General features: G+C 58.9%; 27 protein-coding genes. 21 read left to right on the top strand and 6 right to left on the bottom strand.

The features are described from left to right. The 4 genes from GUC32_RS21810 to GUC32_RS21795 are packed head-to-tail and all read left to right on the top strand — an operon-like array spanning position 1 to position 3,597. Positions 1-1,170 carry a beta-ketoacyl-[acyl-carrier-protein] synthase family protein gene (locus tag GUC32_RS21810; protein WP_025304400.1) on the top strand — a complete coding sequence of 390 codons (1,170 nt, stop codon included), beginning with the start codon at positions 1-3 and terminating at the stop codon, positions 1,168-1,170. Beyond that, positions 1,167-1,643, top strand: a complete 477-nt coding sequence (locus GUC32_RS21805) for a hypothetical protein (protein WP_004144507.1) — start codon at positions 1,167-1,169, stop codon at positions 1,641-1,643. Before GUC32_RS21810 ends, GUC32_RS21805 begins: the two co-directional genes overlap by 4 nt. After that, positions 1,640-2,371 carry a 3-ketoacyl-ACP reductase FabG2 gene (locus GUC32_RS21800; RefSeq protein ID WP_049204354.1) on the top strand — a complete coding sequence of 244 codons (732 nt, stop codon included), beginning with the start codon at positions 1,640-1,642 and terminating at the stop codon, positions 2,369-2,371. Before GUC32_RS21805 ends, GUC32_RS21800 begins: the two co-directional genes overlap by 4 nt. Then, positions 2,368-3,597 (top strand): beta-ketoacyl-ACP synthase, encoded by a 1,230-nt coding sequence (locus GUC32_RS21795; RefSeq protein ID WP_025304399.1) that lies wholly within the window; start codon positions 2,368-2,370, stop codon positions 3,595-3,597. The genes GUC32_RS21800 and GUC32_RS21795 overlap by 4 nt, the downstream gene beginning before the upstream one ends. A gap of 55 nt (positions 3,598-3,652) precedes the next feature. Here GUC32_RS21795 and GUC32_RS21790 read toward each other — a convergent pair whose 3' ends face one another. Continuing rightward, complete coding sequence (locus tag GUC32_RS21790) at positions 3,653-5,335, bottom strand: PglL family O-oligosaccharyltransferase (protein ID WP_049208304.1); 1,683 nt, start codon at positions 5,333-5,335, stop codon at positions 3,653-3,655. A gap of 694 nt (positions 5,336-6,029) precedes the next feature. After that, entirely contained in the window at positions 6,030-6,971 is a 942-nt protein-coding gene (locus GUC32_RS21785) for a nucleoside hydrolase (protein WP_025304397.1), read from the bottom strand. Positions 6,972-7,178: 207 nt separating this feature from the next. Between GUC32_RS21785 and GUC32_RS21780 the strand changes: the two genes are divergently transcribed. Continuing rightward, the gene (locus GUC32_RS21780) at positions 7,179-7,454 is read left to right on the top strand and encodes a zinc ribbon domain-containing protein (RefSeq protein ID WP_025304396.1); all 276 of its coding nucleotides are present in this window, start codon (positions 7,179-7,181) and stop codon (positions 7,452-7,454) included. Next, the gene (locus tag GUC32_RS21775; protein WP_043141909.1) at positions 7,451-7,795 is read left to right on the top strand and encodes a hypothetical protein; all 345 of its coding nucleotides are present in this window, start codon (positions 7,451-7,453) and stop codon (positions 7,793-7,795) included. Before GUC32_RS21780 ends, GUC32_RS21775 begins: the two co-directional genes overlap by 4 nt. Here the strand turns inward: GUC32_RS21775 and aaeR are convergent. Next, a complete protein-coding gene (aaeR, locus tag GUC32_RS21770) occupies positions 7,786-8,697 on the bottom strand; it encodes an HTH-type transcriptional activator AaeR (protein WP_025304394.1) in 912 nt (303 codons plus the stop codon). The two genes, GUC32_RS21775 and aaeR, sit on opposite strands and share 10 nt — an antisense overlap. 314 nt (positions 8,698-9,011) lie before the next feature. Between aaeR and aaeX the strand changes: the two genes are divergently transcribed. The 5 genes from aaeX (at position 9,012) to GUC32_RS21745 (ending at position 13,178) form a co-directional block, all read left to right on the top strand. Beyond that, positions 9,012-9,215, top strand: coding sequence for a p-hydroxybenzoic acid efflux pump operon protein AaeX (gene aaeX / locus GUC32_RS21765; protein WP_004936952.1), 204 nt, complete (start codon positions 9,012-9,014; stop codon positions 9,213-9,215). A gap of 7 nt (positions 9,216-9,222) precedes the next feature. Continuing rightward, positions 9,223-10,158: a p-hydroxybenzoic acid efflux pump subunit AaeA gene (gene aaeA, locus GUC32_RS21760; protein ID WP_033644462.1), complete on the top strand. Its 936-nt coding sequence runs from the start codon at positions 9,223-9,225 to the stop codon at positions 10,156-10,158. Further along, the gene (aaeB, locus tag GUC32_RS21755) at positions 10,158-12,125 is read left to right on the top strand and encodes a p-hydroxybenzoic acid efflux pump subunit AaeB (RefSeq protein ID WP_049296279.1); all 1,968 of its coding nucleotides are present in this window, start codon (positions 10,158-10,160) and stop codon (positions 12,123-12,125) included. Before aaeA ends, aaeB begins: the two co-directional genes overlap by 1 nt. A gap of 280 nt (positions 12,126-12,405) precedes the next feature. Continuing rightward, positions 12,406-12,873: a ribonuclease gene (locus GUC32_RS21750; RefSeq protein WP_025304391.1), complete on the top strand. Its 468-nt coding sequence runs from the start codon at positions 12,406-12,408 to the stop codon at positions 12,871-12,873. A 5-nt stretch (positions 12,874-12,878) separates the two neighbouring features. Further along, entirely contained in the window at positions 12,879-13,178 is a 300-nt protein-coding gene (locus GUC32_RS21745; RefSeq protein WP_004936963.1) for a barstar family protein, read from the top strand. Between the two features lie 30 nt (positions 13,179-13,208). Here GUC32_RS21745 and yjgA read toward each other — a convergent pair whose 3' ends face one another. Further along, positions 13,209-13,757, bottom strand: coding sequence for a ribosome biogenesis factor YjgA (gene yjgA, locus GUC32_RS21740; protein WP_004936968.1), 549 nt, complete (start codon positions 13,755-13,757; stop codon positions 13,209-13,211). Positions 13,758-13,936: 179 nt separating this feature from the next. Between yjgA and pmbA the strand changes: the two genes are divergently transcribed. Further along, positions 13,937-15,277 (top strand): metalloprotease PmbA, encoded by a 1,341-nt coding sequence (pmbA, locus tag GUC32_RS21735; protein ID WP_025304390.1) that lies wholly within the window; start codon positions 13,937-13,939, stop codon positions 15,275-15,277. Between the two features lie 138 nt (positions 15,278-15,415). Next, entirely contained in the window at positions 15,416-15,802 is a 387-nt protein-coding gene (gene cybC, locus GUC32_RS21730; protein ID WP_016930224.1) for a cytochrome b562, read from the top strand. A gap of 4 nt (positions 15,803-15,806) precedes the next feature. Here the strand turns inward: cybC and GUC32_RS21725 are convergent, their stop codons facing one another. Next, positions 15,807-16,589, bottom strand: a complete 783-nt coding sequence (locus tag GUC32_RS21725; RefSeq protein WP_025304388.1) for a helix-turn-helix domain-containing protein — start codon at positions 16,587-16,589, stop codon at positions 15,807-15,809. A 283-nt stretch (positions 16,590-16,872) separates the two neighbouring features. Between GUC32_RS21725 and GUC32_RS21720 the strand changes: the two genes are divergently transcribed. The 3 genes from GUC32_RS21720 to GUC32_RS21710 are packed head-to-tail and all read left to right on the top strand — an operon-like array spanning position 16,873 to position 19,986. Further along, positions 16,873-18,327, top strand: coding sequence for an FAD/NAD(P)-binding protein (locus GUC32_RS21720; RefSeq protein WP_025304387.1), 1,455 nt, complete (start codon positions 16,873-16,875; stop codon positions 18,325-18,327). Beyond that, entirely contained in the window at positions 18,324-19,205 is an 882-nt protein-coding gene (locus GUC32_RS21715) for a formyltransferase family protein (protein ID WP_043141942.1), read from the top strand. Before GUC32_RS21720 ends, GUC32_RS21715 begins: the two co-directional genes overlap by 4 nt. Then, positions 19,198-19,986 carry a sulfite exporter TauE/SafE family protein gene (locus tag GUC32_RS21710; RefSeq protein WP_369435430.1) on the top strand — a complete coding sequence of 263 codons (789 nt, stop codon included), beginning with the start codon at positions 19,198-19,200 and terminating at the stop codon, positions 19,984-19,986. Before GUC32_RS21715 ends, GUC32_RS21710 begins: the two co-directional genes overlap by 8 nt. Before the next feature lie 37 nt (positions 19,987-20,023). Here the strand turns inward: GUC32_RS21710 and rnk are convergent, their stop codons facing one another. Continuing rightward, the gene (gene rnk / locus GUC32_RS21705) at positions 20,024-20,434 is read right to left on the bottom strand and encodes a nucleoside diphosphate kinase regulator (RefSeq protein ID WP_004936993.1); all 411 of its coding nucleotides are present in this window, start codon (positions 20,432-20,434) and stop codon (positions 20,024-20,026) included. Between the two features lie 423 nt (positions 20,435-20,857). Here rnk and GUC32_RS21700 point away from each other — a divergent pair, with 423 nt between their 5' ends. The 5 genes from GUC32_RS21700 to GUC32_RS21680 are packed head-to-tail and all read left to right on the top strand — an operon-like array spanning position 20,858 to position 23,372. Beyond that, entirely contained in the window at positions 20,858-21,205 is a 348-nt protein-coding gene (locus tag GUC32_RS21700; RefSeq protein WP_369435429.1) for a glycine dehydrogenase, read from the top strand. Between the two features lie 36 nt (positions 21,206-21,241). Continuing rightward, complete coding sequence (locus GUC32_RS21695; RefSeq protein ID WP_369435428.1) at positions 21,242-21,607, top strand: glycine-rich SFCGS family protein; 366 nt, start codon at positions 21,242-21,244, stop codon at positions 21,605-21,607. Next, a complete protein-coding gene (locus tag GUC32_RS21690; protein WP_004937003.1) occupies positions 21,607-21,903 on the top strand; it encodes a DUF4312 family protein in 297 nt (98 codons plus the stop codon). The genes GUC32_RS21695 and GUC32_RS21690 overlap by 1 nt, the downstream gene beginning before the upstream one ends. A gap of 30 nt (positions 21,904-21,933) precedes the next feature. Then, positions 21,934-22,710 (top strand): DUF4311 domain-containing protein, encoded by a 777-nt coding sequence (locus tag GUC32_RS21685; RefSeq protein ID WP_004937006.1) that lies wholly within the window; start codon positions 21,934-21,936, stop codon positions 22,708-22,710. Between the two features lie 11 nt (positions 22,711-22,721). Then, entirely contained in the window at positions 22,722-23,372 is a 651-nt protein-coding gene (locus tag GUC32_RS21680; protein WP_004937013.1) for a DUF4310 family protein, read from the top strand. Positions 23,373-23,411 lie beyond the last annotated feature (39 nt).

The raw sequence follows: 23,411 nt of genomic DNA, 5'->3' as shown, positions 1-23,411 counted from the left end.
ATGATTTACATCTCTGCCGTCGGTATGATTAATGCGCTTGGGAATTCTCTGGATGAGATAGCCGCAAACCTCGCTCGCGGCTCTGCGCCGGGTATGCGTCCGAGAGCGGGGTGGCTACAGGGGAACCCGGAAGCCGTGCTGGGCGGCGTTGAGGGAGAGTTACCCGTTATCCCTGCGTCGTTTTCCGCTCATCGTTCCCGTAATAATCAACTGTTGCTGGCCGCGCTGGAGCAGATCCAGCCGCAGGTTGATGAAGCCATCGCCAGGTTTGGCCGCGATCGGATTGCCGTCGTGATGGGCACCAGCACCTCCGGGTTAAACGAAGGCGATGAGCATGTACAGCTGACGCTCAACGGCGAAGTTAGCCCGCGTTGGCGGTATCCTCAGCAGGAGCTCGGCGATCCGTCGCGATTTCTCAGCCGCTGGCTACAGGTCGATGGGCCAGCATTTACGCTTTCGACAGCTTGCTCTTCCAGCGCCCGAGCCATTATCAGCGGGCGGCGGCTGATCGAAGCGGGGCTTGCCGATGTCGCCATTGTTGGCGGCGCCGATACGTTGAGCAGAATGCCGATCAACGGTTTTCACAGCCTTGAGTCGCTATCGTCTGAGCTTTGCCAGCCGTTCGCCCAAAACCGTTGCGGCATCACTATCGGTGAAGGCGCTGCACTCATGGTGCTGACCCGCGAGCCTCAGCCTCTTGTTCTATTAGGGGTGGGGGAATCCAGCGATGCTTGGCATATATCAGCACCGCATCCTCAGGGAGAGGGTGCCATTCGTGCCATTGAACAAGCCTTGGCCGAAGCGGATATCGAGGCGAAACAGGTTGGTTACATTAATCTGCACGGCACCGCGACACTGCTTAACGACCAAATCGAGTCCCGCGTAGTGCATTCGCTGTTTGGTGAACAGGTACCATGCAGTTCGACCAAGCATTTAACCGGCCATACTCTGGGGGCTGCGGGGATCACGGAGGCGGCTATCAGCGCGCTGATTTTACTGCGCAATTTACCTTTACCCGCCCAAGATTTCAGCGCTTCGCCAGCAGACCCCGCGCTCCCCGCTTGCGGTGTCATGCATACCAGCCAACCGTTGGCTCGACCGATAATCCTCTCTAACTCTTTCGCCTTTGGCGGAAATAACGCCAGTATTCTATTAGGGAAAGATGTATGAACGAATATTTGCCGCCGTCCGAGTACTTGCCTCATGCTGAGCCGATGATGCTACTGGATGAGGTCGTCAACGTGACTGAAAACGATGTTCACTGTCAGGTTAGCGTGCATCTTGGCGGAGTGTTGGGACCCTTTCTCGATGCTCAGGGCAATCTGCCGGGATGGTTTGCGCTGGAGTTGATGGCGCAAACGGTGGGGGTTTGGTCCGGCTGGCATCGCCGCCAAGCGGGGTTGCATGAAATTTCATTGGGCATGGTGCTTGGCGCCCGCGAGTTAACCTGTGCGGCCGGGCATCTACCAGGCAATGCGACGTTGAATGTTCAAGCTAGGTTGCTGATGCAAGACGAACGTTTCGGCAGCTTTGACTGCACCATTACCGTAGGGGAAGAGTGCCTGGCATCTGGCCGTGTGAATACTTTCCAGCCAACGTCAGAAGAATTGACATCGCTTTTTAATCAGGGAGAGACCGCATGAGTCGTTCAGTTCTGGTCACCGGGGCTAGTAAGGGAATTGGGAGCGCGATTGCTCGTCAGCTTGCCGCTGATGGTTTTATCGTCGGCGTCCATTATCACCGAGATCAGGCCGGCGCCCAGGAAACCCTCGCAGCCATTGAACAGTCTGGGGGGCAAGGTCGCCTGCTGAACTTTGACGTAAGTGAACGTGATCAGTGCCGTGAAGTGCTGGAAAAGGATATGGCTGCCCATGGCGCCTGGTACGGTGTGGTCTGCAATGCAGGCATCGCCCGGGATGGGGCGTTCCCTGCGCTTAGCGAGAACGATTGGGACAACGTGATCCACACCAATCTCGACGGTTTTTATAACGTCATTCATCCTTGCATCATGCCGATGATCGGCGCACGTAGAGGTGGTCGAATCATTACGTTGTCGTCGGTATCGGGAATGATGGGCAATCGCGGTCAGGTCAATTATAGCGCCGCTAAAGCGGGGATCATCGGCGCCACCAAAGCATTGGCCATTGAGCTTGCGAAGCGCAAAATCACCGTTAACTGCATTGCTCCAGGCCTGATCGACACGGGGATGATCGAAATGGAAGAGGCCGCATTGAAAGAAGCGATGGCGATCATTCCAATGAAGCGCATGGGCCAGACGGATGAAGTTGCCGGCCTGGCGAGCTATTTAATGTCCGATATTGCGGGCTACATCACCCGCCAGGTCATTTCCATCAACGGAGGAATGTTATGACTTGTCGTGTTGTCATCACCGGCATGGGCGGCGTAACCGCCTTTGGGGAACGGTGGCAGGATGTTTCCCGGCGTCTGTTGGCATATGAAAATGCGGTGCGGACAATGCCCGAGTGGCAGATTTATGATGGATTGCATACCTTACTGGGCGCACCAATCGATGATTTCGTCCTGCCTGAGCATTACACCCGAAAGCGCATTCGCGCAATGGGGCGAGTCTCACTCCTTTCCACTCGCGCTACTGAACTGGCATTGGAACAAGCGGGGCTGATTGACGATCCGGTACTGACTAACGGCCAAACCGGCATCGCCTACGGTTCTTCGACGGGAAGTACCGGCCCCGTGAGCGAATTTGCCACTATGCTTACTGAAAAACATACCAACAACATCACTGGCACCACTTATGTGCAGATGATGCCACATACCACAGCGGTTAACACCGGTCTGTTTTTCGGCCTGCGCGGCCGAGTGATCCCGACCTCCAGCGCATGCACCTCAGGGAGCCAGGCGATTGGCTATGCCTGGGAGGCTATTCGTCACGGTTATCAGAAGGTTATGGTTGCTGGTGGCGCAGAAGAGCTTTGCCCCTCGGAGGCCGCGGTGTTCGATACGCTATTCGCAACGAGCCAGCGTAACGATAGCCCTAAAAGCACACCGTCCCCTTTCGATCGGCAGCGTGATGGCCTGGTGATTGGCGAAGGTGCCGGGACGTTGGTCCTGGAAGAGTTGGAACATGCGAAAGCGCGCGGCGCCGTTATCTACGGTGAAATTGTCGGTTTTGCCACCAATTGCGATGCGGCGCATATCACTCAACCGCAGCGTGAAACGATGCAAATATGCATGGAGCAGGCGTTGAAGATAGCTGGCTTGAATGTGCGGGACATCGGCTATATTTCCGCTCATGGCACTGCCACCGATCGAGGGGATATCGCTGAAAGCCAGGCTACGGCAGCTATTTTTGGCGGCCAAACGCCGATTTCATCGCTGAAAAGCTATTTTGGCCATACGCTGGGAGCCTGCGGCGCGCTGGAGGCCTGGATGAGTTTGCAAATGATGCGAGAAGGCTGGTTTGCGCCAACGCTTAACCTTCATCAGCCGGATGAGCAGTGTGGTGAGCTGGATTATATTATGGGGGAAAGCCGGCGCATCGATTGTGAATACTTACAGAGCAATAATTTCGCGTTTGGCGGCATCAATACCTCCATCATCATTAAACGTTGGGTTTAAGTTGAAACGGCGGGAGCAATAAAATTGATTTCCGCCATTCCAACCTCTATAGAGTTTACCTAAACCGCGCATCCCGAGAAAACAGAAAAGCGGCTTCCCGCAGGCGAGCCTCGGCTTGTGCCTGATCCCCCTGATAGCGCAAGATCATGATCAGCGTGGCGTAGACGTTGGCGTCGATACGGCGCTGCAGATAGGCATTGGCCCACTGCCGATAGCCGGTCAACAGGGCATCATCGCGCGTTTGGTTATAGACCAGCAGCGCGTGAGATTGCTCGTCGAACGTTTTGCGCTCCCGATAGATCCAGGCGGCCGGCGGCGGCATCTGCTCGATGCTGTCGATGGTGGCCAGCATCGTGCGCTCCGATTGGGTGAGCGCCATGCGCCCTTGCCAGGCGAAGACCGCCATCACTAACACGCCGAGCGCCGCCATTGCTACAGGCAGACTCAGGGCTTTGGCTAACGGCAGCGGGCGTGGGGCGCCGGTTTGGCCGTCCAACAGTGCCAGCAGCAGCAGAAACGCCAGCCAATGCGGCGCAGACAGATAGAAAGGGTATTCCAGTTGGGTGTGTATCAACATTGGCAGCAGCACCAGAAACAGCCCGACGCGCGCACCGGCCGGCGCTTCGCGATCCCGTTGCCAGGCGCGTTTCAGCAGCAGCGCGCCGGCGACGATGACGATAGCGATACCTGCCAGCGCCGGCAGGCCGCCCTCAACCCACCACAGCAGGATTTCATTGTGCGGATGCCCGGCGACTTCCAGCACTTCTCGCCAGGGCATTGTCTGCAGGCGGAAGTGCGCGAAGCTGTATTCAAAGCCGCCATAGCCCCAGCCCAGCAGCGGTTTGGCGAAAATCATGGCGACGGTGTCTTGCAGCATGGTCAGACGTGAATAATTAGAGCCTTCGCGTGCGATGAGACCTGCGCGGCCATCCAGGCCAAAGCCGGTGAACAGCACCGTCAGACCGATCGCGGCGCCCAGCAGCAGCGCGCCGCCGGCCCAGCGGCTTGCGGCCGGGCGTTGGCGGGCAAAGCGCCACAGCAGCAGCGCCGCCGCCAATGCGGCCCCCAACCAGGCGGCGCGCGACTGGATCAGCACCAGCAGGGCGGAGAAAGCGGCCAGCAGCGCGAGCAGCGGGATTTGCCGCCGCCGCGTTGGCGCAGAGAGGGGAGCCAGCAGCTGCCAGAGCGCCAAAGCCAACCCGGTGGCGATAAAGCTGCCCAGCACGTTCGGTTGCTGAAAGACGCCGTAGACCCGGCTGCCGTTAGGGGATACCCAAGCCAGCGCGGGGGCGAACAGTTGCAGAGCCGCCAGCAGTGTCTGAACGCCGACGGCGAACAGCAGACCGTACAGCAACAGGTTGCGCTGCCTGGGGGTTAGGCGCAGTTGCAGGCAGGCGACATAGAAAAGCCAACCACCGAGCAGACCGGCGCAGCGCCACAGGGCGTCTTCGCGCCACTCGGAGCGAGTATACAGCAGCGGCAGCGCCAGCACGGCGATGCCGAGCAGCAACAGGCGTGCGGTGGGGGTCAGCGAAAGACGGGTGCGGCCAAGGCAAACGGTGAACGTCACTATCAGCGTGGTGAGCGCCATGACGGCCCAGGCCAGAATGTTTTGCGGCAGCGCCAGACCGTCGCCGCCCATATTGGGGTAATAAATCGGCAGGATCACCGTCATCCAGATCAGCAGCAGGGGCAGCACGGCGATGGTCGCTGTGTTAGCGGGAGATTTATCGGCCATGGTTAACCTGCCATGGCCTGATAGCGTTTATTGAATGCATGTTTTTATTATTCCCTTTCCTTTGTCCTGATATTGAAATGCGTGTAATGTTCAATTCGCAAATGTCTCACGGGAAATTTAAACCGTCTTTATGGTGAAGCGATAAATAATGTTTGCCCTGAGAATGCGCGAGGCTGTGTACCCAAAGAAAGTTTAAGCCGTATTTTTCACCCGCAAAAGGTATGTTTGTTGTTTGCAAAAACAGACGCGCCATTTTCTCAAATCTATTGTGATTCAGTCAATTCATTATCTAATTCTTGTTTTTATCAATTGAAATCAAATGGTTGGTTGTGATTTCTACGTGCGCGAATATCGTGGAGTATCCCGGCAATGGCCTATATTGGCAGGCCCTGTGAAGAATAGAAGAGGTATCTGCTTTTTTAATTGATGTCGTCAGTGTCGGCGCGACGGCGGAAATTTATCTCATCGTTTCTCATTGCTGATTTTTAAATTCAATGTGATTTTCATTTTATTATTTTTATTAGGATTCTTCTTGTCTTTATCTGTTTTTTTAAATTTTCATGAAATGATTTATTATTAGGATTGTTCTGCTGCATTGGAAATAAAAGCAGTTATGACTTGAGCCTCCCCGTTGCCGCGGCAGAATACAGACTAACGCGCTTGCCCAAGCGCGTTAGTCTCGTCTCTTGTGCGCTTACTCCACGTCGCCGATCCGTTCCAGCGCATCCACCACCAGATCCCAGAATTTATCCTGATCCAGTTTGACCGCGACCTGGGTGTGGCAGTCCGGCGGCGGCGGCGCGCGGAAGTCCGCGACCGTCATGCCCAACGTCAGGGTGCCGGTCAACTCGATATCCACCGGCGCTTTGCGCACCGACATGACGCTCGGATCGATCACATAGGCCACCGCGCAAGGATCGTGCACCGGCGGGGCACTGAAGCCCTGCGCCTGCCGGTACATACGGCCAAAGAATGCCAGCAGTTCGCCGACGAAGGCGGCCGGCCGGGTGCCGAGGGCGGCGATGCGTTCGCAGACTGCCGGCGTGGCCAAAGCCTGGTGAGTGAGATCCAGCCCGACCATGGTCAGCGGCCATTTTTCGTTAAATACAATGTGCGCCGCTTCGGGATCGATTTTGATATTGAACTCCGCCACCGCGCTCCAGTTGCCCACATGGTAGCCGCCGCCCATCAGCACCACTTCCTTGACCCGCTCGGCAATGCGCGGCTCTTTACGCACCGCCATGGCGATATTGGTCAGGCCGCCGGTAGGCACCAGCGTCACGCTGCCGGGCGGGTGGGCCATCACGGTCTCGATGATCAGATCCACCGCGTGGCGCGAGTCCAGCTGCAGGTGGGGTTCCGGCAGCACCGGGCCATCGAGGCCGGAATCGCCGTGAATGTCGGGCGCCACTTCGATATTGCGCACCAGCGGGCGCGGGCAGCCGGCGGCGAAGGGTACGCCGGTGATATTGGCGATGCGGGCCACCGCCAGCGCGTTGCGCGTCACTTTGTCCAGCGTTTGGTTACCCACCACGGTCGTGACCGCCAGTAGGTCGATCTGCGGATTGCCCCAGGCCAGCAACAGGGCGATGGCGTCGTCATGCCCCGGGTCACAGTCCAGTATGATTTTTTTCATGGTTATTCCTGATGCAGGGAGAGGTTTCCGCAGCATAACGCAGCGCGGTGGCGTGGGATAATGCCGATGGTGCTTTTGTTAACGGCATCAAAGCCTTGCCACTTTTACGATGTAATGAAACGTAAATCCTGCTCGTCGGGCTTTACCCTGGAGTTTACTCCAGGGTTTACAGTGAGGTTCAGCGTCAATGCACAGAGGAGAGGCGGGATGAGCTTACTGAAACGGTTGTTGGGGCAAGGCGGTATTAACGGCGGTCATCTGCGTGCGAGCCACGGCGGTGGGCATCATGGCAACCGCTATAACCAGCATGGCGAGCCGGGGCCGCAGTGTCCGGAATGCCGGGCCGTGAATAAATCGGGCGCCCGTTATTGCCACCGCTGCGGTCAGCCGTTTGCCGCGGCGAGCGCCACCTGCGGACAGTGCGCCGCGCCGCTGCCGCCGGGGAGCCGCTTTTGTCCGCAGTGCGGCGGCGGTGTGCCGTGAACCGGGGCGGTTGGACACTCGCGCTGCTGCTGGGCGCCATGGTGCTGTGGACGCTGCTGGCCTGGGGCGTCGCCGGGGTGCTGGCCTGGCTCCCGTCGTTGGCGGAGGCGGCCGGGAACGCATCGTTGCCGGTGAACGGTGCGCTGAGCCTGGTGCCGCAGACGGTGCTGGATGCCTGGCTGCCGTGGCTGAAACAGCTGGGCAGCGGGCTGGCGAGCTATTTTCCTCTGCTGCTGACCTGGGCGGGCTACGCCGTCTGGCTGCTATGGGGCCTCGGCATGCTGGCGCTGGTGCTGCTGGGCGCGCTGGCGCACCGTTATTTGAGCACGGCTCAGCGATAGCCCTGATAGACTGCCGCGACGCGTTCGAAATAGTCGGTTAAATAATTGATGCACACCTGCACCTTCAGCGGCAATTTGTCCTTCTCGGTATAGAGCGCGTAGATCGGCCGCGGATCCGAATGGTAGCTTTTGAACAGGATCTCAATTTCGCCGCGTTTGATCTCTTCGATCACCCACATCAGCGGAGCGTAGGCGATGCCGGCGCCGTTTTTCAGCCAACGGATCATGGTGGAAGAGTCGTTGGTGACGAAGCGCCCCTGCGGGGAAATGCGCGTGGTGATGCCTTCCGGCGACATCAGTTCGAATTCGCTGTCGGGCCGCACGCTGTACTCCAGCCAGGAGAAGTTGACCATGTCGCTCGGCTTCTGCGGCGTGCCATGCTGGCTCAGGTAGCTTTTGGCGGCGCACACCACCATCGGCATCTGCCCCAGGCGGCGGGAGAACAGGCTGGAGTCCTGCAGCGCGCCGGTGCGGATCACCAGATCCAGCCCGTCGGTGATCAGGTCCGGTGCCGGAATGCCGGTCACCAGGTTGACCGTCAGACCCGGATACTCTTTCATCATCTCGGCGGTCATGTTCGCCAGCACGTTTTGCGCCATGGTGGATGAGCTGCCGATACGCAGCGTACCGGCGGGCGTATTGTTAAACGCATACAGTTGCTCATGCACTTCGCTGACTTCCTGCAGCATGCGTCGGCAGCCCTGATAGTAGATTTTGCCGGCCTCGGTCAGGCCGATGCTGCGCGTGCTGCGGTTCAACAGCTTGACCTGCAGCTCATTTTCCAGTTTCGAGACGGTTTGGCTGATCGATGAAACGCTCATGCCGAGTTGGCGCGCGGCCGCGGTAAACGACCCGAACTCAACCACTTTGGCGAATACCGACATCCGTTTTAATCTTTCCATTATTCACTCTGGCTTAAAAGTGATTTAGATCACAGATTGTTGATGCCTTGATAGTAAGCAGGCTAATATAACGTGGTCGGGTGAATAGACCTTACCAACGTGCGAGAGCGATCGGCGACGTAATCCTGCCGCTCCTCCGGCACCCTCGCAATCCCTGTCGTGGACGTCTGCCCCAAAGTTTAACCTTTTTTCGGGTTCGTGACCTGGACAAGCTGTCTGGTCAAGATTTGTGGCGCGCGCACGCTAAAATGTAAAGAGAATGTGAATGGCGAGATGTGTCTTTCCCCGGCGCAGTGAACAATAAGGAAAAAGTGATGAGTTTGCTTCCGGTTATGGTCATCTTCGGACTGTCGTTTCCGCCGGTGTTTTTCGAGCTGCTGGTGTCGCTGGCGCTGTTTTTTCTCTTGCGCCGCCTGCTGCAGCCGACGGGGATTTACGATTTTGTCTGGCATCCGGCGCTGTTTAACACCGCGCTGTATTGCTGCTTGTTTTATCTGATTTCGTGTCTTTTTGTTTGAGGTCGCTGTGAAAAATTTTTCGATAAAAATAACCCGAATCGCGATCACTTTGATTCTTGTGCTGCTGGGCATTGCCGCGGTATTCAAGGCCTGGGTGTTCTACACCGAGTCGCCGTGGACGCGTGATGCCAAGTTCACCGCCGACGTGGTGGCGATCGCGCCGGACGTCAGCGGCCTGCTGACCGACGTGCCGGTGGTGGACAACCAGCTGGTGAAGAAAGGTCAGGTGCTGTTCGTGGTCGATCGGCCGCGTTATGAGCAGGCCTTGGCGGAAGCCGGCGCCGACGTCGCCTACTATCAGACGTTGGCGGCGGAGAAACGGCGTGAGGCCGGCCGCCGCGTGAAGTTGGGCGTGCAGGCGATGTCGCAGGAAGAGATTGACCAGTCGAACAACTCGCTGCAGACCGTGCAGCACCAGCTGGCGAAGGCCATTGCGGCGCGCGAGCTGGCGCAGCTGGATCTGGAGCGCACCACGGTGCGCGCCCCGGCCGATGGCTGGATCACCAACCTCAACGTACACGCCGGTGAATACATCACCCGTGGGTCGGTGGCGGTGGCGCTGGTGAAGAAAGATTCCTTCTACATCCTGGCGTACCTGGAAGAGACCAAGCTGAACGGCCTGAATAAGGGCGATCGCGCGGAGATCACTCCGCTCGGCAGTAACCGCATCATGCACGGCACCGTCGACAGCGTGGCGGCGGCGGTGAACAACAGCAGCAGCACGGTGAACAACAAAGGGTTGGCCTCGATCGACAGCAACCTGGAGTGGGTACGCCTGGCGCAGCGCGTGCCGGTGAAAATCCTGCTGGACGCCAAGGATCAACAGCATCCGTACCCGGCCGGCACCACTGCCACCGTGGTGATCGTTGGCAAAAACGATCGCAATGCCGACAGCGGCTCACCTTTTGTGCGCCTGATGCACCGGCTGCGTGAGTTCGGCTAATGAGCAGCCCAACCTTTATCCGGCTGAGATTCGCCTTCAAACTCAGCTTCGCGATTGTGTTTGCGCTGTTTGTCGGCTTCCATCTCAATCTGGAAACCCCGCGCTGGTCGGCGATGACCGCCGCCATCGTCGCCGCCGGCCCGGCCTTTGCCGCCGGCGGTGAACCCTTCTCCGGCGCCATCCGCCACCGCGGCTGGCTGCGTATCATCGGCACCTTTATCGGCTGCTTCGTCGGCCTGATCATTATCATCACCACCGCCCGCGCGCCGGTGGTGATGCTGCTGCTGTGCTGCATCTGGGCCGGTTTCTGCACCTGGCTTTCTTCACTCATCAAGGTGGAGAACTCCTATGCCTGGGGGCTGGCCGGATATACCGCGCTGATCATCATCGTGACGGTCGCTACCAGCGAGTCTCATCTGCTGGAAGCGCCGCAGTTCGCCATCGAGCGTTGCAGCGAGATCGTGCTGGGGATCGTCAGCGCCGTGTTGGCGGATCTGCTGTTCTCGCCGCGTTCGATCAAACAGGACATCGATCGGGCGGTGGATCAACTGCTGGTGGCTCAATATCGCCTGATGCAGATGTGCATCAGCAACGCCGACAAAGAAGACATCGATCGCGCCTGGAGCAATCTGGTCAAGAGCACCACGGCCCTGGACGGCATGCGCAACAACCTGATGATGGAGTCCTCGCGCTGGCAGAAGGTCAATCGACGGGTGAAGGCGCTGCATACGCTGTCGCTGACGCTGATCACCCAGGCCTGCGAAACCTATCTGATCTTGTTGAATCACCCGGATGCGCTGAAAGACAGCCTGCGGGAGCAACTGATGGTCCCGGCGGAAACCCCGCAGGAGATCCACAAGCGCATGAAGCTGTTGCGCCAGGTGCTGACCACGCATCGTTCCGAGGAAACGCTGCCGACCATCACCGGTTGGGTCGGCGCGGCGACGCGCTACCTGCTGCTGTCGAAAGGCGTGCACGCCAACTGCAGCATCAGCGCGGTGGAAGAGGGGGTGTTGAGCAACGAAACCGTGGTCAAACCGACCTCGGCGGAAGGACATCACGCGATGATCAACGGCTTGCGCACCTTTGTGGCGACGGCCTTCGGCAGCCTGCTGTGGCTGTGGACCGGCTGGACGTCCGGCAGCGGTTTTATGGTGATCATCGCGGTGATCACCTCGCTGGCGATGCGCACCCCGGCGCCGCGCATGGTGGCGATGGATTTCGTGCTGGGCATGCTGGCGGCGATCCCGGTCGGTTCCCTGTTCTTCATGGTGATCCTGCCGGCGACCCAGCAGAGCATTTTGCTGCTGTGTCTCAGCCTCGGCCTGCTGGCGTTTTTCATCGGCATCGAGGTTCAGAAGCGGCGGCTCGGTTCGCTGGGGCTGCTGGCGGGGACCATCAACATTCTGGTGCTGAGCAACCCGATGGAGTTCAACGTGACCCAGTTTCTCGATGGGGCGCTGGGCCAGTTCCTCGGCAGCTGCGTTGGGCTGATGGTGCTGCTGCTGATCCGCGATAATTCGCGCGAACGCACCGGCCGCACGTTGCTCAACCAGTTCGTCAGCAGCGCGGTGTCGGCGCTGACCACCAAGGCGGCGCGCCGTCGGCAAAACCACCTGCCTGCGCTGTATCAGCAGCTTAATCAGCTGCTGATGATGTTCCCGAACGACATCGCCAAGTATCGTCTGGCGCTGAACCTGATCATCGCCCATCAGCGCATGCAGCGAGCGGAAATTCCGGCCAGCGAAGAGCTGTCGGCCTTCCACCGCCAGATCCGCAGCACCGCCGATCGGGTGGTCTCCGCCAAGAACGACGTCAAGCGCGCCTATTACTACGATCGCTTGCTGGGTGAGATGAATGAGTACCAGCAGAAGCTGGTGGACAATCAGGCGCCGCTCAGCGTCACCGGGCCCGTGAAACGCCTGGCCGATATGCTGCATCGCTATCGTCACGCCTTGATCGATTGATGCGTTCCCTCCTGTTGCGCCGCGTTGTGCGGCGTCTTCCCTGACTATACTGAAAGCAGTGCCCGATCTGGCGGGCCGTCTCATAAGAGGCGGCCCGTTTTCAGAGAGACTCCGAGTGCCAGAACGGCTGGAAAGTGGCATCATTGTCATGAATGGATGAAACGCTTACCGCCGCGAAAACGTGACGTGCCGGTCATCTTAGTTTCATCCAGGTCGACTATATACCTAACTAGCCTGGGGGAGCTGCGGCGCCTTCGGCGGCATAATTTCAGGGAATGTCATGAACAAGCGGATTCTGTTGGCGATTGTCATCGCCGTGGTCATCGCCGTCTTCAGCGCGCTGCGCGGCAACGAGCACCGTGCGATCGACGGCAATCCGGCGAGGGTGCCGGCACCGGCGGGCCAGCAGCAGAGCATCGACCGGCTCACGCAGCAGCAAACGGTGGTGAGCTACCTGCAGCAGCATCAGCGGCTGCCGGACTATTACGTCACCAAGAAGCAGGCGCGCGAGCAGGGCTGGGATCCGCGTTCAGGCAACCTCTGTGCAGTATTGCCGGGCAAGGCGATTGGCGGCGATCGATTCTCTAACCGTGAAGGGCAACTGCCGAGCGCCGGCGGCCGGGTCTGGCGCGAAGCGGACATCAATTACCAGTGTGGCCGGCGCGGCGCCGATCGCCTGTTGTATTCGAGCGACGGTCTGATCTTCGTCACGCGCGACCATTACAAAAACTTCATTCGTGTGGAGTGAGTTTGATGGCAAAAGTAGAGTTTGATTTTGAGCAGATCCAGGACGTGCCAACCTTCTACCGCGATTTCGCGCACAAGTTTGCGCTGGACGAGGGGTTTGGCGCCAACCTCGACGCGCTGTGGGACGTGGTGACCGGCGATATCGGTCTGCCGGTGGAAATCGAGTTCACCCACCTCAATGCCCGCAGCAAGCGTCGTTTCGGCGCAATCATTCTGCTGTTTGAAGAAGCGGAAGAAGAGCTGGAAGGCAGCCTGCGCTTCAATATCCGCGAAAGCAGCGGCGAACCGGCGCATCACCGGGGATGAAACGGGTTCATCCCGGGACGGCGGCGGCGCTTAGTCAGCCGCTTCGGCCAGCTCGCGCAGGTATTGGAAGATCTGGCGGTAAGCCTTAGGCGGCTTGTTGGCGGCCTTCTCTTTCTGCGCGTTGCGCACCAGTGAACGCAGCTGTTGACGATCGGCTGCTGGATACAGATCAAGGATCGACGGAATGACGTCATCGCCTTCTTCCACCAGGCGGTCGCGCAGCGCTTCCAGCTTATGGAACAGCGAAACCTGCTGGTTGTGGCGGTTTTTCAGCTTGTCGAGCGCGGTCTGAATCGGCTCGATATCGCGGGCGCGCAGCATCTTGCCGATCAGCTGCAGCTGACGGCGACGGCCCTCTTTCTTGATCTTCTGCGCCAGCTCGATGGCGGCGCGCAAATCTTCATCCAACGGAATGCGATCCAGCGCGTTTTTGCCCAGATCGACCATTTCGGCCCCCAGGTCTTTCAGCGCTTCGGCATCACGTTTAATTTCACTTTTACTGACCCAGATAATCTCGTCATCGTCCTCGTTTTCATTCTCCGGGACATCGTCGAGCCAGTCTTCAGGCTGTTTGTTCATGGTAGGCTCCGTTAAAAAGAGGCTAATCCTAACAGGTTGCCGGCTTTATGCGAAATTCAACGCGGTTCCTGTTAGACTCAACGGCAGAAATCTCAGGATTTTTGCGCGCCGCTCCGCGTGCACAACTACGCCGCTCCGGCACTTTTCTCAACGATTTTCTGATTAATTATGGCAGATTGATGAAAGTAGTCACTCAAGTTGCAGAACAGCGCAAGGCGCTGGAACAGGCCGTTTCTCAGGCGCTGGAGCTGGCCCGCGCCGGTTCCGACGCGGCGGAAGTGGCGGTCACTAAATCGACCGGCATCAGCGTCAGCACTCGCTTCGGCGAGGTGGAAAACGTCGAGTTCAACAGCGATGGCGCGCTGGGCATCACCGTGTATCACCGCCAACGCAAAGGCAGCGCCTCTTCCACCGATCTCAGCCCGGATGCCATCGCCCGCACCGTACAGGCGGCGCTGGACATCGCGCGCTACACCTCTGAAGATCCCTGCGCCGGCCCGGCGGAGAAAGATCTGCTGGCGTTCGAGGCGCCGGATCTCGATCTGTTCCACCCGACCGAGCTGGACGCCGAGCGCGGCATCGAGCTGGCGGCGCGCGCCGAGCAGGCTTCGCTGGCGGCGGACAAACGCATTACCAATACCGAAGGCGGCAGCTTCAACAGCCACTACGGCATCAAGGTGTTCGGCAACAGCCACGGCATGCTGCAAAGCTACTGTTCCAGCCGCCACTCGCTGTCCAGCTGCGTCATTGCGGAGCAGGACGGCGATATGGAGCGGGATTACGCTTACACCATCGGCCGTGCGATGGGCGATCTGCACAGCCCCGAGTGGGTGGGGCAGGAGTGCGCCCGCCGCACGCTGGCACGTCTTGCGCCGCGCAAACTGTCGACCATGAAGGCGCCGGTGCTGTTCGCCTCCGAAGTGGCCACCGGGCTTTTCGGCCATCTGGTGGGCGCCATCAGTGGCAGCAGCGTCTACCGTAAATCCACTTTCCTGCTGGACTCGCTCGGCAAACAGATCCTGCCGGAATGGTTGACCGTCGAGGAGCATCCGCACCTGCTGAAAGGGCTGGCGTCAACGCCGTTCGACAGCGAGGGCGTACGCACCCAGCGGCGCGATATCATCAAGGACGGCGTGCTGCAGACCTGGTTGATGACCAGCTACTCGGCGCGCAAGCTGGGCCTGCACAGCACCGGCCATGCCGGCGGCATCCATAACTGGCGCATTGCCGGGCAGGGCGCGGACTTCGCCGGCATGTTGAAACAGCTTGGCACCGGCCTGGTGGTCACCGAGTTGATGGGCCAGGGCGTCAGCGGCGTCACCGGCGATTACTCGCGCGGCGCCGCCGGTTTCTGGGTGGAAAATGGCGAGATCCAGTACCCGGTCAGCGAGATCACCATTGCCGGCAACCTGAAAGACATGCTGCGCAACATCGTCAGCGTCGGCAGCGATATTGAAACCCGCAGCAATATCCAGTGCGGTTCGGTGCTGCTGCCGGAAATGAAGATCGCCGGTCAGTGATCCTCTGCGCGGCCGGCGCCCGCCGGTCGCGCGTTATCCCGTCTCAACCTTGCTTACAAATCTCCGGTTTCGGTTTTGCCCGGCCTTGCCTATGGTAACGGTGGGTTAATTAAAACAATAACTGGAAGGTGAGCAAACATGCAGAATACCCTGAAAGCGCTGGCGGCGTTGACGCTGCTGGCAGCCAGTTCGCTGGCGGTCGCTGCCGATCTGGGCGACGATATGGACACCCTGGCGGAAAACTATAAAACGGTGCTGAATACCGATTCCGCCGCTACCCTCACACAGAGCCTGCAAAACATGCGCGCCGCCGCGCAGGATGCCAAACAGGGCACTCCGCCGAAGCTGGAAGACAAAGCCGCCGACAGCCCGGAGATGAAAGATTTCCGCAGCGGGTTGGATACCCTGATCGGCCAGATCGATCAGGCGCTGGCCCTGGCCAATCAGGGCAAAGTCGCCGAAGCGAAGCAGCTGGCGCAGGGCTTCAAGCAAACCCGCGACGCCAACCACAAGAAATTCCGCTAATCCGTCAACCGTCGCGCCCGTCTTCCGTCAAATAGGAGGAGGGCGCCTGCCCGAGCACGCGGCGAAACATGGTTGAAAACGCCGCGCTGCTGTCATATCCCATTTCCATCGCCACCTGCGTTACGCTGCGCCCTTCGGCCAGCAGCGCCAACGCCAGTACCACGCAGGCGCGCTGGCGCCATTGCGAAAACGGCAGGCCGGTCTGCGCGCGAAAGAAGCGGCTGAAGGTGCGAATGCTCATGTACAGACGAGGCGCCCACCGCTGCGCGGAGTCGTGGGCGTCGGGGTGCTGCAAAAAGGCGCGGCACAGCTCGCCTAACCGAGGATCGGCGGGCAGCGGGATGTGCAACGGCAAGGGCTGCAGCCTGGCCAGCTCATGCAGCAGCAGTGTTGCCAGCGCTCCGTCGCGCCCCTCTTGTTCATACTCCAGCGGCATATCCACCGCCGCCATCAACAGCTGGCGCATCAGCGGAGTGACGCTGACCACCTGGCATACCTGCGGCCGTTCGGCGGGCAACGCGCCGGGTTCGAGGTATAGGCTGCGGGTGGTGACGCCGACCATCCTCACCGCGTGCGGCATCTGCGGCGGTAGCCATACCGCGTGCTGCGGCGGGACGACCCAATTGCCTTGCTGCGTGAAAACGTGCATGACGCCGGTGGCGCCGTACAGCAACTGCGCGCGCCGGTGGCTGTGCATCGGCAGCAGGTGTCCCGGCGGATAATCGGTGCCGATGGCGATCACCGCGCGCGTTACGTGGTCGATGTCATCAATGCGGACGTTGCGCATGTGTTTCCTTTGGCGGGCAGATTGGCCGAAACGCAATGATAGTTGGCCTTTCATATAAAGCAAGCCAGCGGCCGCCGCCCTACTATCGGGGCAGAAAAATAATGCTTGTTCGCGGTGCCGTTATTTTATCGGCCATAAAGCCCGTGCAAGTTTTCACACCGGGGTGGGACGAAGGTTTTCGTTCTCGCAATACAAGAAGTTAATAAGGAATAAAGCGTCATTTTATTCCAACACCTGAAGCAATAGTTCTTAGCGCTGTTCAATGACTATAAGGTGATATTTCATGTATAAGTTCGGTGTGGTTGGCGGCGGAGCCGCCGGGATCGCTTTTGCGTATAACTTTATAAAAAATAAGTCGGTTAATCATTGCAAAAGGCCGCTTTCCCTGACGGTGTTCGACAAGCAGGGCTTCAAGGGCGGAATGGCATACAGCAGCGATTTTGACAGCCATATATTAAATATGACGCCGGAAAATATGTCGGCGGATATTTTCGACGACACGCACTTCGTTGATTGGATCGCCATGCATTTCCCGCAGTTTTGCCAGGATCGTTATCCGCCGCGCTGGCTGTATCGGGAATATCTCGATTTTATTCGCGACATGACGATTTATATGGCGGCGGACAGTAACGTCGCGCTGAATTTCGTGACCGCCGAAGTAAATGCCATCGCGCCGCTCGAAGCCGGCTACCGGCTGACCACCACCTGTGGCAGCGCCGAACAGATGAATGCGCTGGTGCTGTGTTCGGGGCACAACCCGCCGGAATGTCTCTATCCGGTGGATGGCGTGATCGCTTATCAGGCCCACCAGGATCTGCCGCCGATCAACCCTTATTCGAGCATCGGCGTGATCGGCTGCAGCCTGACGGCGATTGACGCCATCGTTGAGCTGATGGAGCGCCTGGGGGCGACCGACATCTGTGCCCTGTCGCGCTCGGGCCTGTTCCCCAGCGTGCAGCCGGCGCTGATGCGTCCGCCGCCGGAAGCGTTTGTTGAGGCGCTGCGGCGCTTTGTCGCCGGCCGCGATTTTATTGACGCGCATCAGCTGGTACATGCGATCAATGCCGCGCTGGCGCGCCACTATCCGGGGCCGGAGCGGCTGACGGTGCTCTCGGCGCTGGGGGAAAGGCGCGATTGCTATCGCGATCTGGCAGACAGTCTCGATCGCGCGCGTTTTGCCCGGGAGCATATCTGCAGCTATCTGGCGGCGATCCACCCGGCGGTGTGCGCCGCCTGGGTCAAGATGGATGCCAACAACCGGCAGGTCTTCATGCGCTTTTACAACTCCTCCTGGATGCGCAATCGACATGCCATGCCGCTAAAGAACGCCAGCAAGATCGTGGCGGCGCTGGAGAGCCAACGCTTGCGTGCCTGCGGCGGCCTGGTGGATATCAGTAAGGGGGCGGACGGGTTTATCCTTCGTTGTCATGAGACGCGGGTGCATGCGCAGTATCTGTTCAACTGCACCACGCCTTCTTATCAACTGCCGCCCAACCGCCTGAGCCATCAGCTGCTGCAAGACGGGCTGGTGCAAGAGAACCTGTTCGGCGGCGTGAAGTGCAACCCGCACACGCTGAAAATCGCCGACCGACGCGGCCGTGAGCAGCATCTCTACTCGCTTGGCGCGCCCGCCAAGGGCGATCTGTTTTACACCTCGGCGATGGAATCCATCACGCGGGATATCAGCAAGATCGTGTTCAACAACCCTATTTTCAATGCAAAGAAGGCTGAAGTATGAAAAACGTAGCGCTCTTTGTCGGCAACGACATTTTCTCCTGGCTGGTGTGTCAGGATTTGATCGCCGCCCTGAGGGACGAGTGTACTTTTACGGTGTATTTTCCCCTGGCGAAAAGCGCCGGGCGCACGCAGGAGCCGGCGGTTCGCCGCCTGGGGCTGTATGAGCGCGAGGTGCTGAATGATTTCGTGTTCCCGTTCGTTGGCCGCAACGCCGCCGCCTGTGAGGGCGCCTATCAGCCGCCGGCTCTGTTCCTGGCCGCCGCCGGGGTCAAAGCGCATCGCGTTCTCGACATCAATGACGCCGCGTTTATCAGCAGCCTGGGCCATATGGACGGGGTGATCTCTTTACGCTGTTATCAGAAATTTTCCGCCGACTATGTGCGCGCCTTCAGCCGACGCGGCAAGCTGCTGTGGAACCTGCATCCGGGAGATTTGCCACGCTATCGCGGGGTGATGACGCTGTTCCGCGCGATGATGAACGGTGACAGGGACTGTGCGGTAACGCTGCATGAAATGGATGAGCACTGGGACGCCGGCCCGGTGATCGCCCGTCTGCCCGCCGAGCTGCGCCACGATCTGTCGTTCCTGGAAAACATGATGTTGCTGGGCGTACAAAGCGGCACCTTTTTGGCGCGCCAGCTGATGCGGGCGGAGCACAGCGAAGCGATAACGGCGGAAAAGCAGGGCGATTCGCGCTACTGGGGTTTCCCGGATGCGCAGACGCTGGCGCAGGCGGAACAGGCGGGCATTGAGCTGGTGGACCATGACGCCGTGCGTGAGCAGTATCTGGGGCTGTTCGTCGGCGATCGCTTCCACCCGCTGGCGGGGCAGTTCTGCGCCGGGTTCGACGACTTCGTGCGGGCGCACGGCCATGATTGAAACGTTGATTGTACTGGGGGCCGGTTTTCTGACCGGCATCACCACCATTCTGTTCGGCTTCGGCGGCGGCTTTGTAGTGGTGCCTTTCGTCTATCACTTGATCTCTGTGTCGGGCGAGCAGCCCGGCCAGGCGATGCATATCGCGGTGGCAACCTCGACGGCGGTGATGATCCTCAACGCGAGTTACGCGACGCTGACCAACTGGCGCAGCGGCAACCTGCTGCGCGAAACCATCGTGCCGCTGATCTTTTTCATCGGCATCGGCGCTGCGCTGGGCGCGTTCGCCTCCTCACTGCTGGCGGACGGCGTGATCCGCGGGCTGTTTGTGATCTATATGGCGGTGACCATCGCCGACTGTCTGTTCCGCCGGGGTTTTCTGGTCAAACCGGCGCGCGCCGACCTGTCCCCCGCCACGTTGTGGGGCGGCGGCCCGCTGATAGGCGGTATCGCCACGCTGCTGGGGGTGGGCGGCAGCGTTATGACGGTGCCACTGCTGCGCCGCCACGGCTACGACATGAAATATTGCGTCAGCGCCGCCAATCCATTGTCGATCCCGGTGGCGGTGATCGGGGCGCTGATGTATATCGTGTTGGGGTGGCACGAGATGAGCGGGCCGCAGTATCTGGGCTACGTCAATCTGAACATTCTGGGGTTGTTGGTGGTGGCGGGGATTGCGGGGATCGTGTTTGCCAGGCGCTGTTTGCCGAAGGTGAGCGATGCGCTGCATGCCAAAATCTACGTGCTGCTGCTGATCGCCGTGTTGATCGCTATCTGCGTCTGAGACAGAAAGGGCGGCCGGATGCCGCCCTGAAAACCGCTTAACGGTGGTATTCGCCCGCCGCTTCCGGCTGGTACAACAACTCCAGCACTTCAATCCGCGCTTCTTCACCGTTCGGCAATTGCCAGGAGATCTGCTTGCCGACGTGCATGCCAAGCAGCGCTGCGCCCAGCGGCGCCATCACCGACAGCTGATCGTGGCTGTCTTTCAGCGATGCCGGGTAAACCAGCGTGCGCACGTGCTCTTCATCGGTGTGCAGATCGCGAAAACGCACGCGGCTGTTCATGGTCACCACGTTGGCCGGCATTTTCTCCGGCGGCAGGATTTCCGCGCGATCCAATTCGTCGTTCAGCGCGGCGGCGACGTCGGTATTGGCAAAGGCCGGTTGTTCCAATAGCGCATCCAGGCGTTCCGCATCCAGCTCATTAATAGTAATGATGGGTTTGGTCATTCCACTCTCCAGTCAAATCAAAGGGCGCCAGTCTGTGCGCCCATAAATTCGGAAAAACAACACAAAGCAACACCCCCGCGCCAGAGGAGCGGGGGTGTGGGTAATGTCGATTTGTCCTAGTGATAGTAGGCGGTTGGGGCAAGAAAAGAAAGAGATCCCGATCACGAAGGCTTTTATCGTCAATCGAGGCAAAAAAAACCGTTAGCCGGGTTATGTAATTGTTATCTCATTCACTTTTTCGCCGCAGCGCCGTTTTGCGAAATGGATCTCCGCGCGTCATTCGATTTCCACTTCGAACTGGAAAAAACCGGTCTACACAGAAAATCCTACCGGGAGTAGGGTAAAGACATCACAGAAAGCGGGTTATTCAGGTGATGCGCTTTACGGCTTACTGATTAATGTGGGATCTAGGGGTACTGAAAAGTGAATGATGGATCTGCTTCGATAAAAGAAATTGAACAATCCGATGTCAGCGAAGCCGAGGCGATCACCGCTCGGGTGTTGGCGGATATTACCGCGATGCTGAATGCTGAAAATATTTATACCAATGCGGTGCAGCAACAGATGCTGGAATCGCATATTCGTGCCATGGTGCTGCGTTCAATAACCGGCGAGCCGTTGCCGGAGGTAGATAAATCATTGTTCGACGAAATCTCCGCCGAATCCATGCAAATGGCGGAGCGCGTGATGGATCAGTTTGACACATTGCCTATCGAAGAAGCCTATTTATTGTCAGTGCACTTCGAAGTGGCGAAAGATAATAACGCATAGCGGTTAATGCATCGATTTAAATCAGGAGAATATAACATGGGTCAAATTACCGTAGTGATCGGCGATCGTTTGGGCAAAGGGCAAAAAGTCGGCCAGGGTGTTGAAAACGCAGGCGGAAAAGCGGTGGTTATCCCCGGCGTGGCGGCGGACATGAAGCTGGGCGACGTCATGAAAGCGGAAAACGCGCAGCTGGGCATCTCTTTTTGCGGTAGCGGTGGCGCCGGCGCGATTACCGCGCAAACCAAATACGGCTACAAAGCCAAATACGGCATGCGTTCGGTGGAAGAGGGCGTGACGGCAATTAATGAAGGCTGCAACGTGCTGGGTTTCGGCTTTATGGATAAAGAAGAGCTGGGCCAGAAACTGGTGGAAGCCTACATCAAAAAACATGGCAACCCATAATGAAAGAGCAATATACCACATCGGTAAAGGTGGAGGGTAAAGGCGACAGCAAAGCGAAAGCTTTTGCTTCCGCCTTGGCTAATGTGCAGGGCGCGGTATTAAAGTCCACCAACAATATTCTGCTGCGCATCGAGCCGCAGGACGTCAGCGTAGTGAAAGCGGAAGAGAAAATAACTAAAGAGAAATTTCTTTTCTTCTTTTTGCCACGTGAAAGAAAGAGCTATGCCGTTTCTCTGGAAATAACCGTGAACGTAACCATTATCAATACCGAGAAGGTTGTCTTCGTCACGAAATAAAAACGTTAGCATAAATGAAAGGGTATACTGATGTTTTTAATCATCTTATTTAAATCGATTATTATCGGTGGGCTGGTGGGGGTCGGCGTAGGGGCCGGCGCCGCACGCATGTTCCACGCGCCGACAACACAGGGCATGGGGGCGTTTCGCACCCTGGGCGAGCTGAACTCCTGCGAGGGCGATCCGGCTTCCCACTTCTCATTCGGTCTGGGCTTCTTCTTCAACGCCTGGGCGTCTTCCGTGGCGGCGGGCTCCTTCACGCAGGACGTCGATCACCGCATCATCCCGCACTGGGGCGCGGCGGCCCTGATGGTCAAGAACCGCAATCTGGCGCAAACGCTGCACGATCCGAAAAAAATGGCCATCGCCTGCGGCATCATCGGCATGCTGGTGGTGGCCTTCCTCAATACCACCGCTTCCGCCGTGCCTGCCGCGCTGCAGGTTACCGCCATCAAGGTGCTGGTGCCGGCGGCCAACCTGCTGGTGAACACCGTGATGCCGGTGATCTTCTGGCTGGCGGCGATCGACGCCGGGCGCCGTTCCGGCTTCTGGGGCACCATTTTCGGCGGCCTGGCGCAGCTGATCATGGGCAACGCCGTACCGGGCCTGGTGCTGGGCATTCTGATCGGCAAAGGCGTGGAAGAGAGCGGCTGGAACAAAATCACCAAGATCATGATGGCGGTGATCGTGCTGCTGTTCGTGCTGAGCGGCTTCTTCCGCGGCTTCGACATGAAAGTTCTCGAGTCCTTCAGCCTCGGCGTGCCGGGCTGGCTGGACGCCATTCACAATACCCTGAGCGGTAAATAAGGAGCGGGATGATGGAAGAACAAACCCAAAAAGGCTTCTGGTACGCCGACTGGTCATTCCCGATTTTTGTTGGCCTGCTGTCCTCCGGCGTGTTCGCCGGGACGCACATGTACTACCTGTACGGCATCGGCGCCTTTAACGAAGTGGCGTTCGTTTCCATGCTGCGGGCGGGGATGGATACCGGCGTGTATGGCGCGGTGGCGGCGTTCGGCGCCAGCTTCCTGTTCGCGCGCATCATCGAAGGCTCGCTGGTGGGCATCCTGGACATCGGCGGCGCGATCCAGACCGGCGTCGGGCTGGGCGTACCGGCGCTGCTTTTGGGGGCCGGCATCGTGTTCCCGGTCGCCAACTTCGCCGCTTCGCTGGCCACCGGCCTGATCATCGGCCTGGCGATCGGTTACGTGATCATTCTGGCGCGTAAATTCACCATCAATCAGAGCAACTCCACCTACGGGGCGGACGTGATGATGGGGGCGGGCAACTCCTCGGGCCGCTTCCTCGGGCCGTTGATCATCCTGTCGGCGATGACCGCCTCGATCCCGATCGGCATCGGTTCGCTGCTCGGCGCGCTGCTGTTCTATATCTGGGGTAAACCGATCACCGGCGGAGCGATCCTCGGCGCGATGATCCTGGGGGCGATCTTCCCGGTAGCCATTTCTTAAGAGGCCTGCGCCAGGCGCCGCCCGATGCTGCGGCGGCGC

Source organism: Serratia sp. NGAS9, assembly GCF_009905295.1.
Taxonomy (GTDB): domain Bacteria; phylum Pseudomonadota; class Gammaproteobacteria; order Enterobacterales; family Enterobacteriaceae; genus Serratia; species Serratia bockelmannii.
Note: the sequence above shows the minus strand (reverse complement) of the source record. Positions and strands in the feature narration are given on the sequence as shown.

Excerpts from the sequence above, each read along its gene's own strand:
- GUC32_RS21810 (WP_025304400.1), top strand. The coding sequence starts at position 1 with ATGATTTACATCTCTGCCGTCGGTATGATTAATGCGCTTGGGAATTCT.
- GUC32_RS21805 (WP_004144507.1), top strand. The coding sequence starts at position 1,167 with ATGAACGAATATTTGCCGCCGTCCGAGTACTTGCCTCATGCTGAGCCG.
- GUC32_RS21800 (WP_049204354.1), top strand. The coding sequence starts at position 1,640 with ATGAGTCGTTCAGTTCTGGTCACCGGGGCTAGTAAGGGAATTGGGAGC.
- GUC32_RS21795 (WP_025304399.1), top strand. The coding sequence starts at position 2,368 with ATGACTTGTCGTGTTGTCATCACCGGCATGGGCGGCGTAACCGCCTTT.
- GUC32_RS21790 (WP_049208304.1), bottom strand. The coding sequence starts at position 5,335 with ATGGCCGATAAATCTCCCGCTAACACAGCGACCATCGCCGTGCTGCCC.
- GUC32_RS21785 (WP_025304397.1), bottom strand. The coding sequence starts at position 6,971 with ATGAAAAAAATCATACTGGACTGTGACCCGGGGCATGACGACGCCATC.
- GUC32_RS21780 (WP_025304396.1), top strand. The coding sequence starts at position 7,179 with ATGAGCTTACTGAAACGGTTGTTGGGGCAAGGCGGTATTAACGGCGGT.
- aaeR (WP_025304394.1), bottom strand. The coding sequence starts at position 8,697 with ATGGAAAGATTAAAACGGATGTCGGTATTCGCCAAAGTGGTTGAGTTC.
- aaeX (WP_004936952.1), top strand. The coding sequence starts at position 9,012 with ATGAGTTTGCTTCCGGTTATGGTCATCTTCGGACTGTCGTTTCCGCCG.
- aaeB (WP_049296279.1), top strand. The coding sequence starts at position 10,158 with ATGAGCAGCCCAACCTTTATCCGGCTGAGATTCGCCTTCAAACTCAGC.
- GUC32_RS21750 (WP_025304391.1), top strand. The coding sequence starts at position 12,406 with ATGAACAAGCGGATTCTGTTGGCGATTGTCATCGCCGTGGTCATCGCC.
- GUC32_RS21745 (WP_004936963.1), top strand. The coding sequence starts at position 12,879 with ATGGCAAAAGTAGAGTTTGATTTTGAGCAGATCCAGGACGTGCCAACC.
- yjgA (WP_004936968.1), bottom strand. The coding sequence starts at position 13,757 with ATGAACAAACAGCCTGAAGACTGGCTCGACGATGTCCCGGAGAATGAA.
- pmbA (WP_025304390.1), top strand. The coding sequence starts at position 13,937 with ATGAAAGTAGTCACTCAAGTTGCAGAACAGCGCAAGGCGCTGGAACAG.
- cybC (WP_016930224.1), top strand. The coding sequence starts at position 15,416 with ATGCAGAATACCCTGAAAGCGCTGGCGGCGTTGACGCTGCTGGCAGCC.
- GUC32_RS21725 (WP_025304388.1), bottom strand. The coding sequence starts at position 16,589 with ATGCGCAACGTCCGCATTGATGACATCGACCACGTAACGCGCGCGGTG.
- GUC32_RS21720 (WP_025304387.1), top strand. The coding sequence starts at position 16,873 with ATGTATAAGTTCGGTGTGGTTGGCGGCGGAGCCGCCGGGATCGCTTTT.
- GUC32_RS21715 (WP_043141942.1), top strand. The coding sequence starts at position 18,324 with ATGAAAAACGTAGCGCTCTTTGTCGGCAACGACATTTTCTCCTGGCTG.
- GUC32_RS21710 (WP_369435430.1), top strand. The coding sequence starts at position 19,198 with ATGATTGAAACGTTGATTGTACTGGGGGCCGGTTTTCTGACCGGCATC.
- rnk (WP_004936993.1), bottom strand. The coding sequence starts at position 20,434 with ATGACCAAACCCATCATTACTATTAATGAGCTGGATGCGGAACGCCTG.
- GUC32_RS21695 (WP_369435428.1), top strand. The coding sequence starts at position 21,242 with ATGGGTCAAATTACCGTAGTGATCGGCGATCGTTTGGGCAAAGGGCAA.
- GUC32_RS21690 (WP_004937003.1), top strand. The coding sequence starts at position 21,607 with ATGAAAGAGCAATATACCACATCGGTAAAGGTGGAGGGTAAAGGCGAC.
- GUC32_RS21685 (WP_004937006.1), top strand. The coding sequence starts at position 21,934 with ATGTTTTTAATCATCTTATTTAAATCGATTATTATCGGTGGGCTGGTG.
- GUC32_RS21680 (WP_004937013.1), top strand. The coding sequence starts at position 22,722 with ATGGAAGAACAAACCCAAAAAGGCTTCTGGTACGCCGACTGGTCATTC.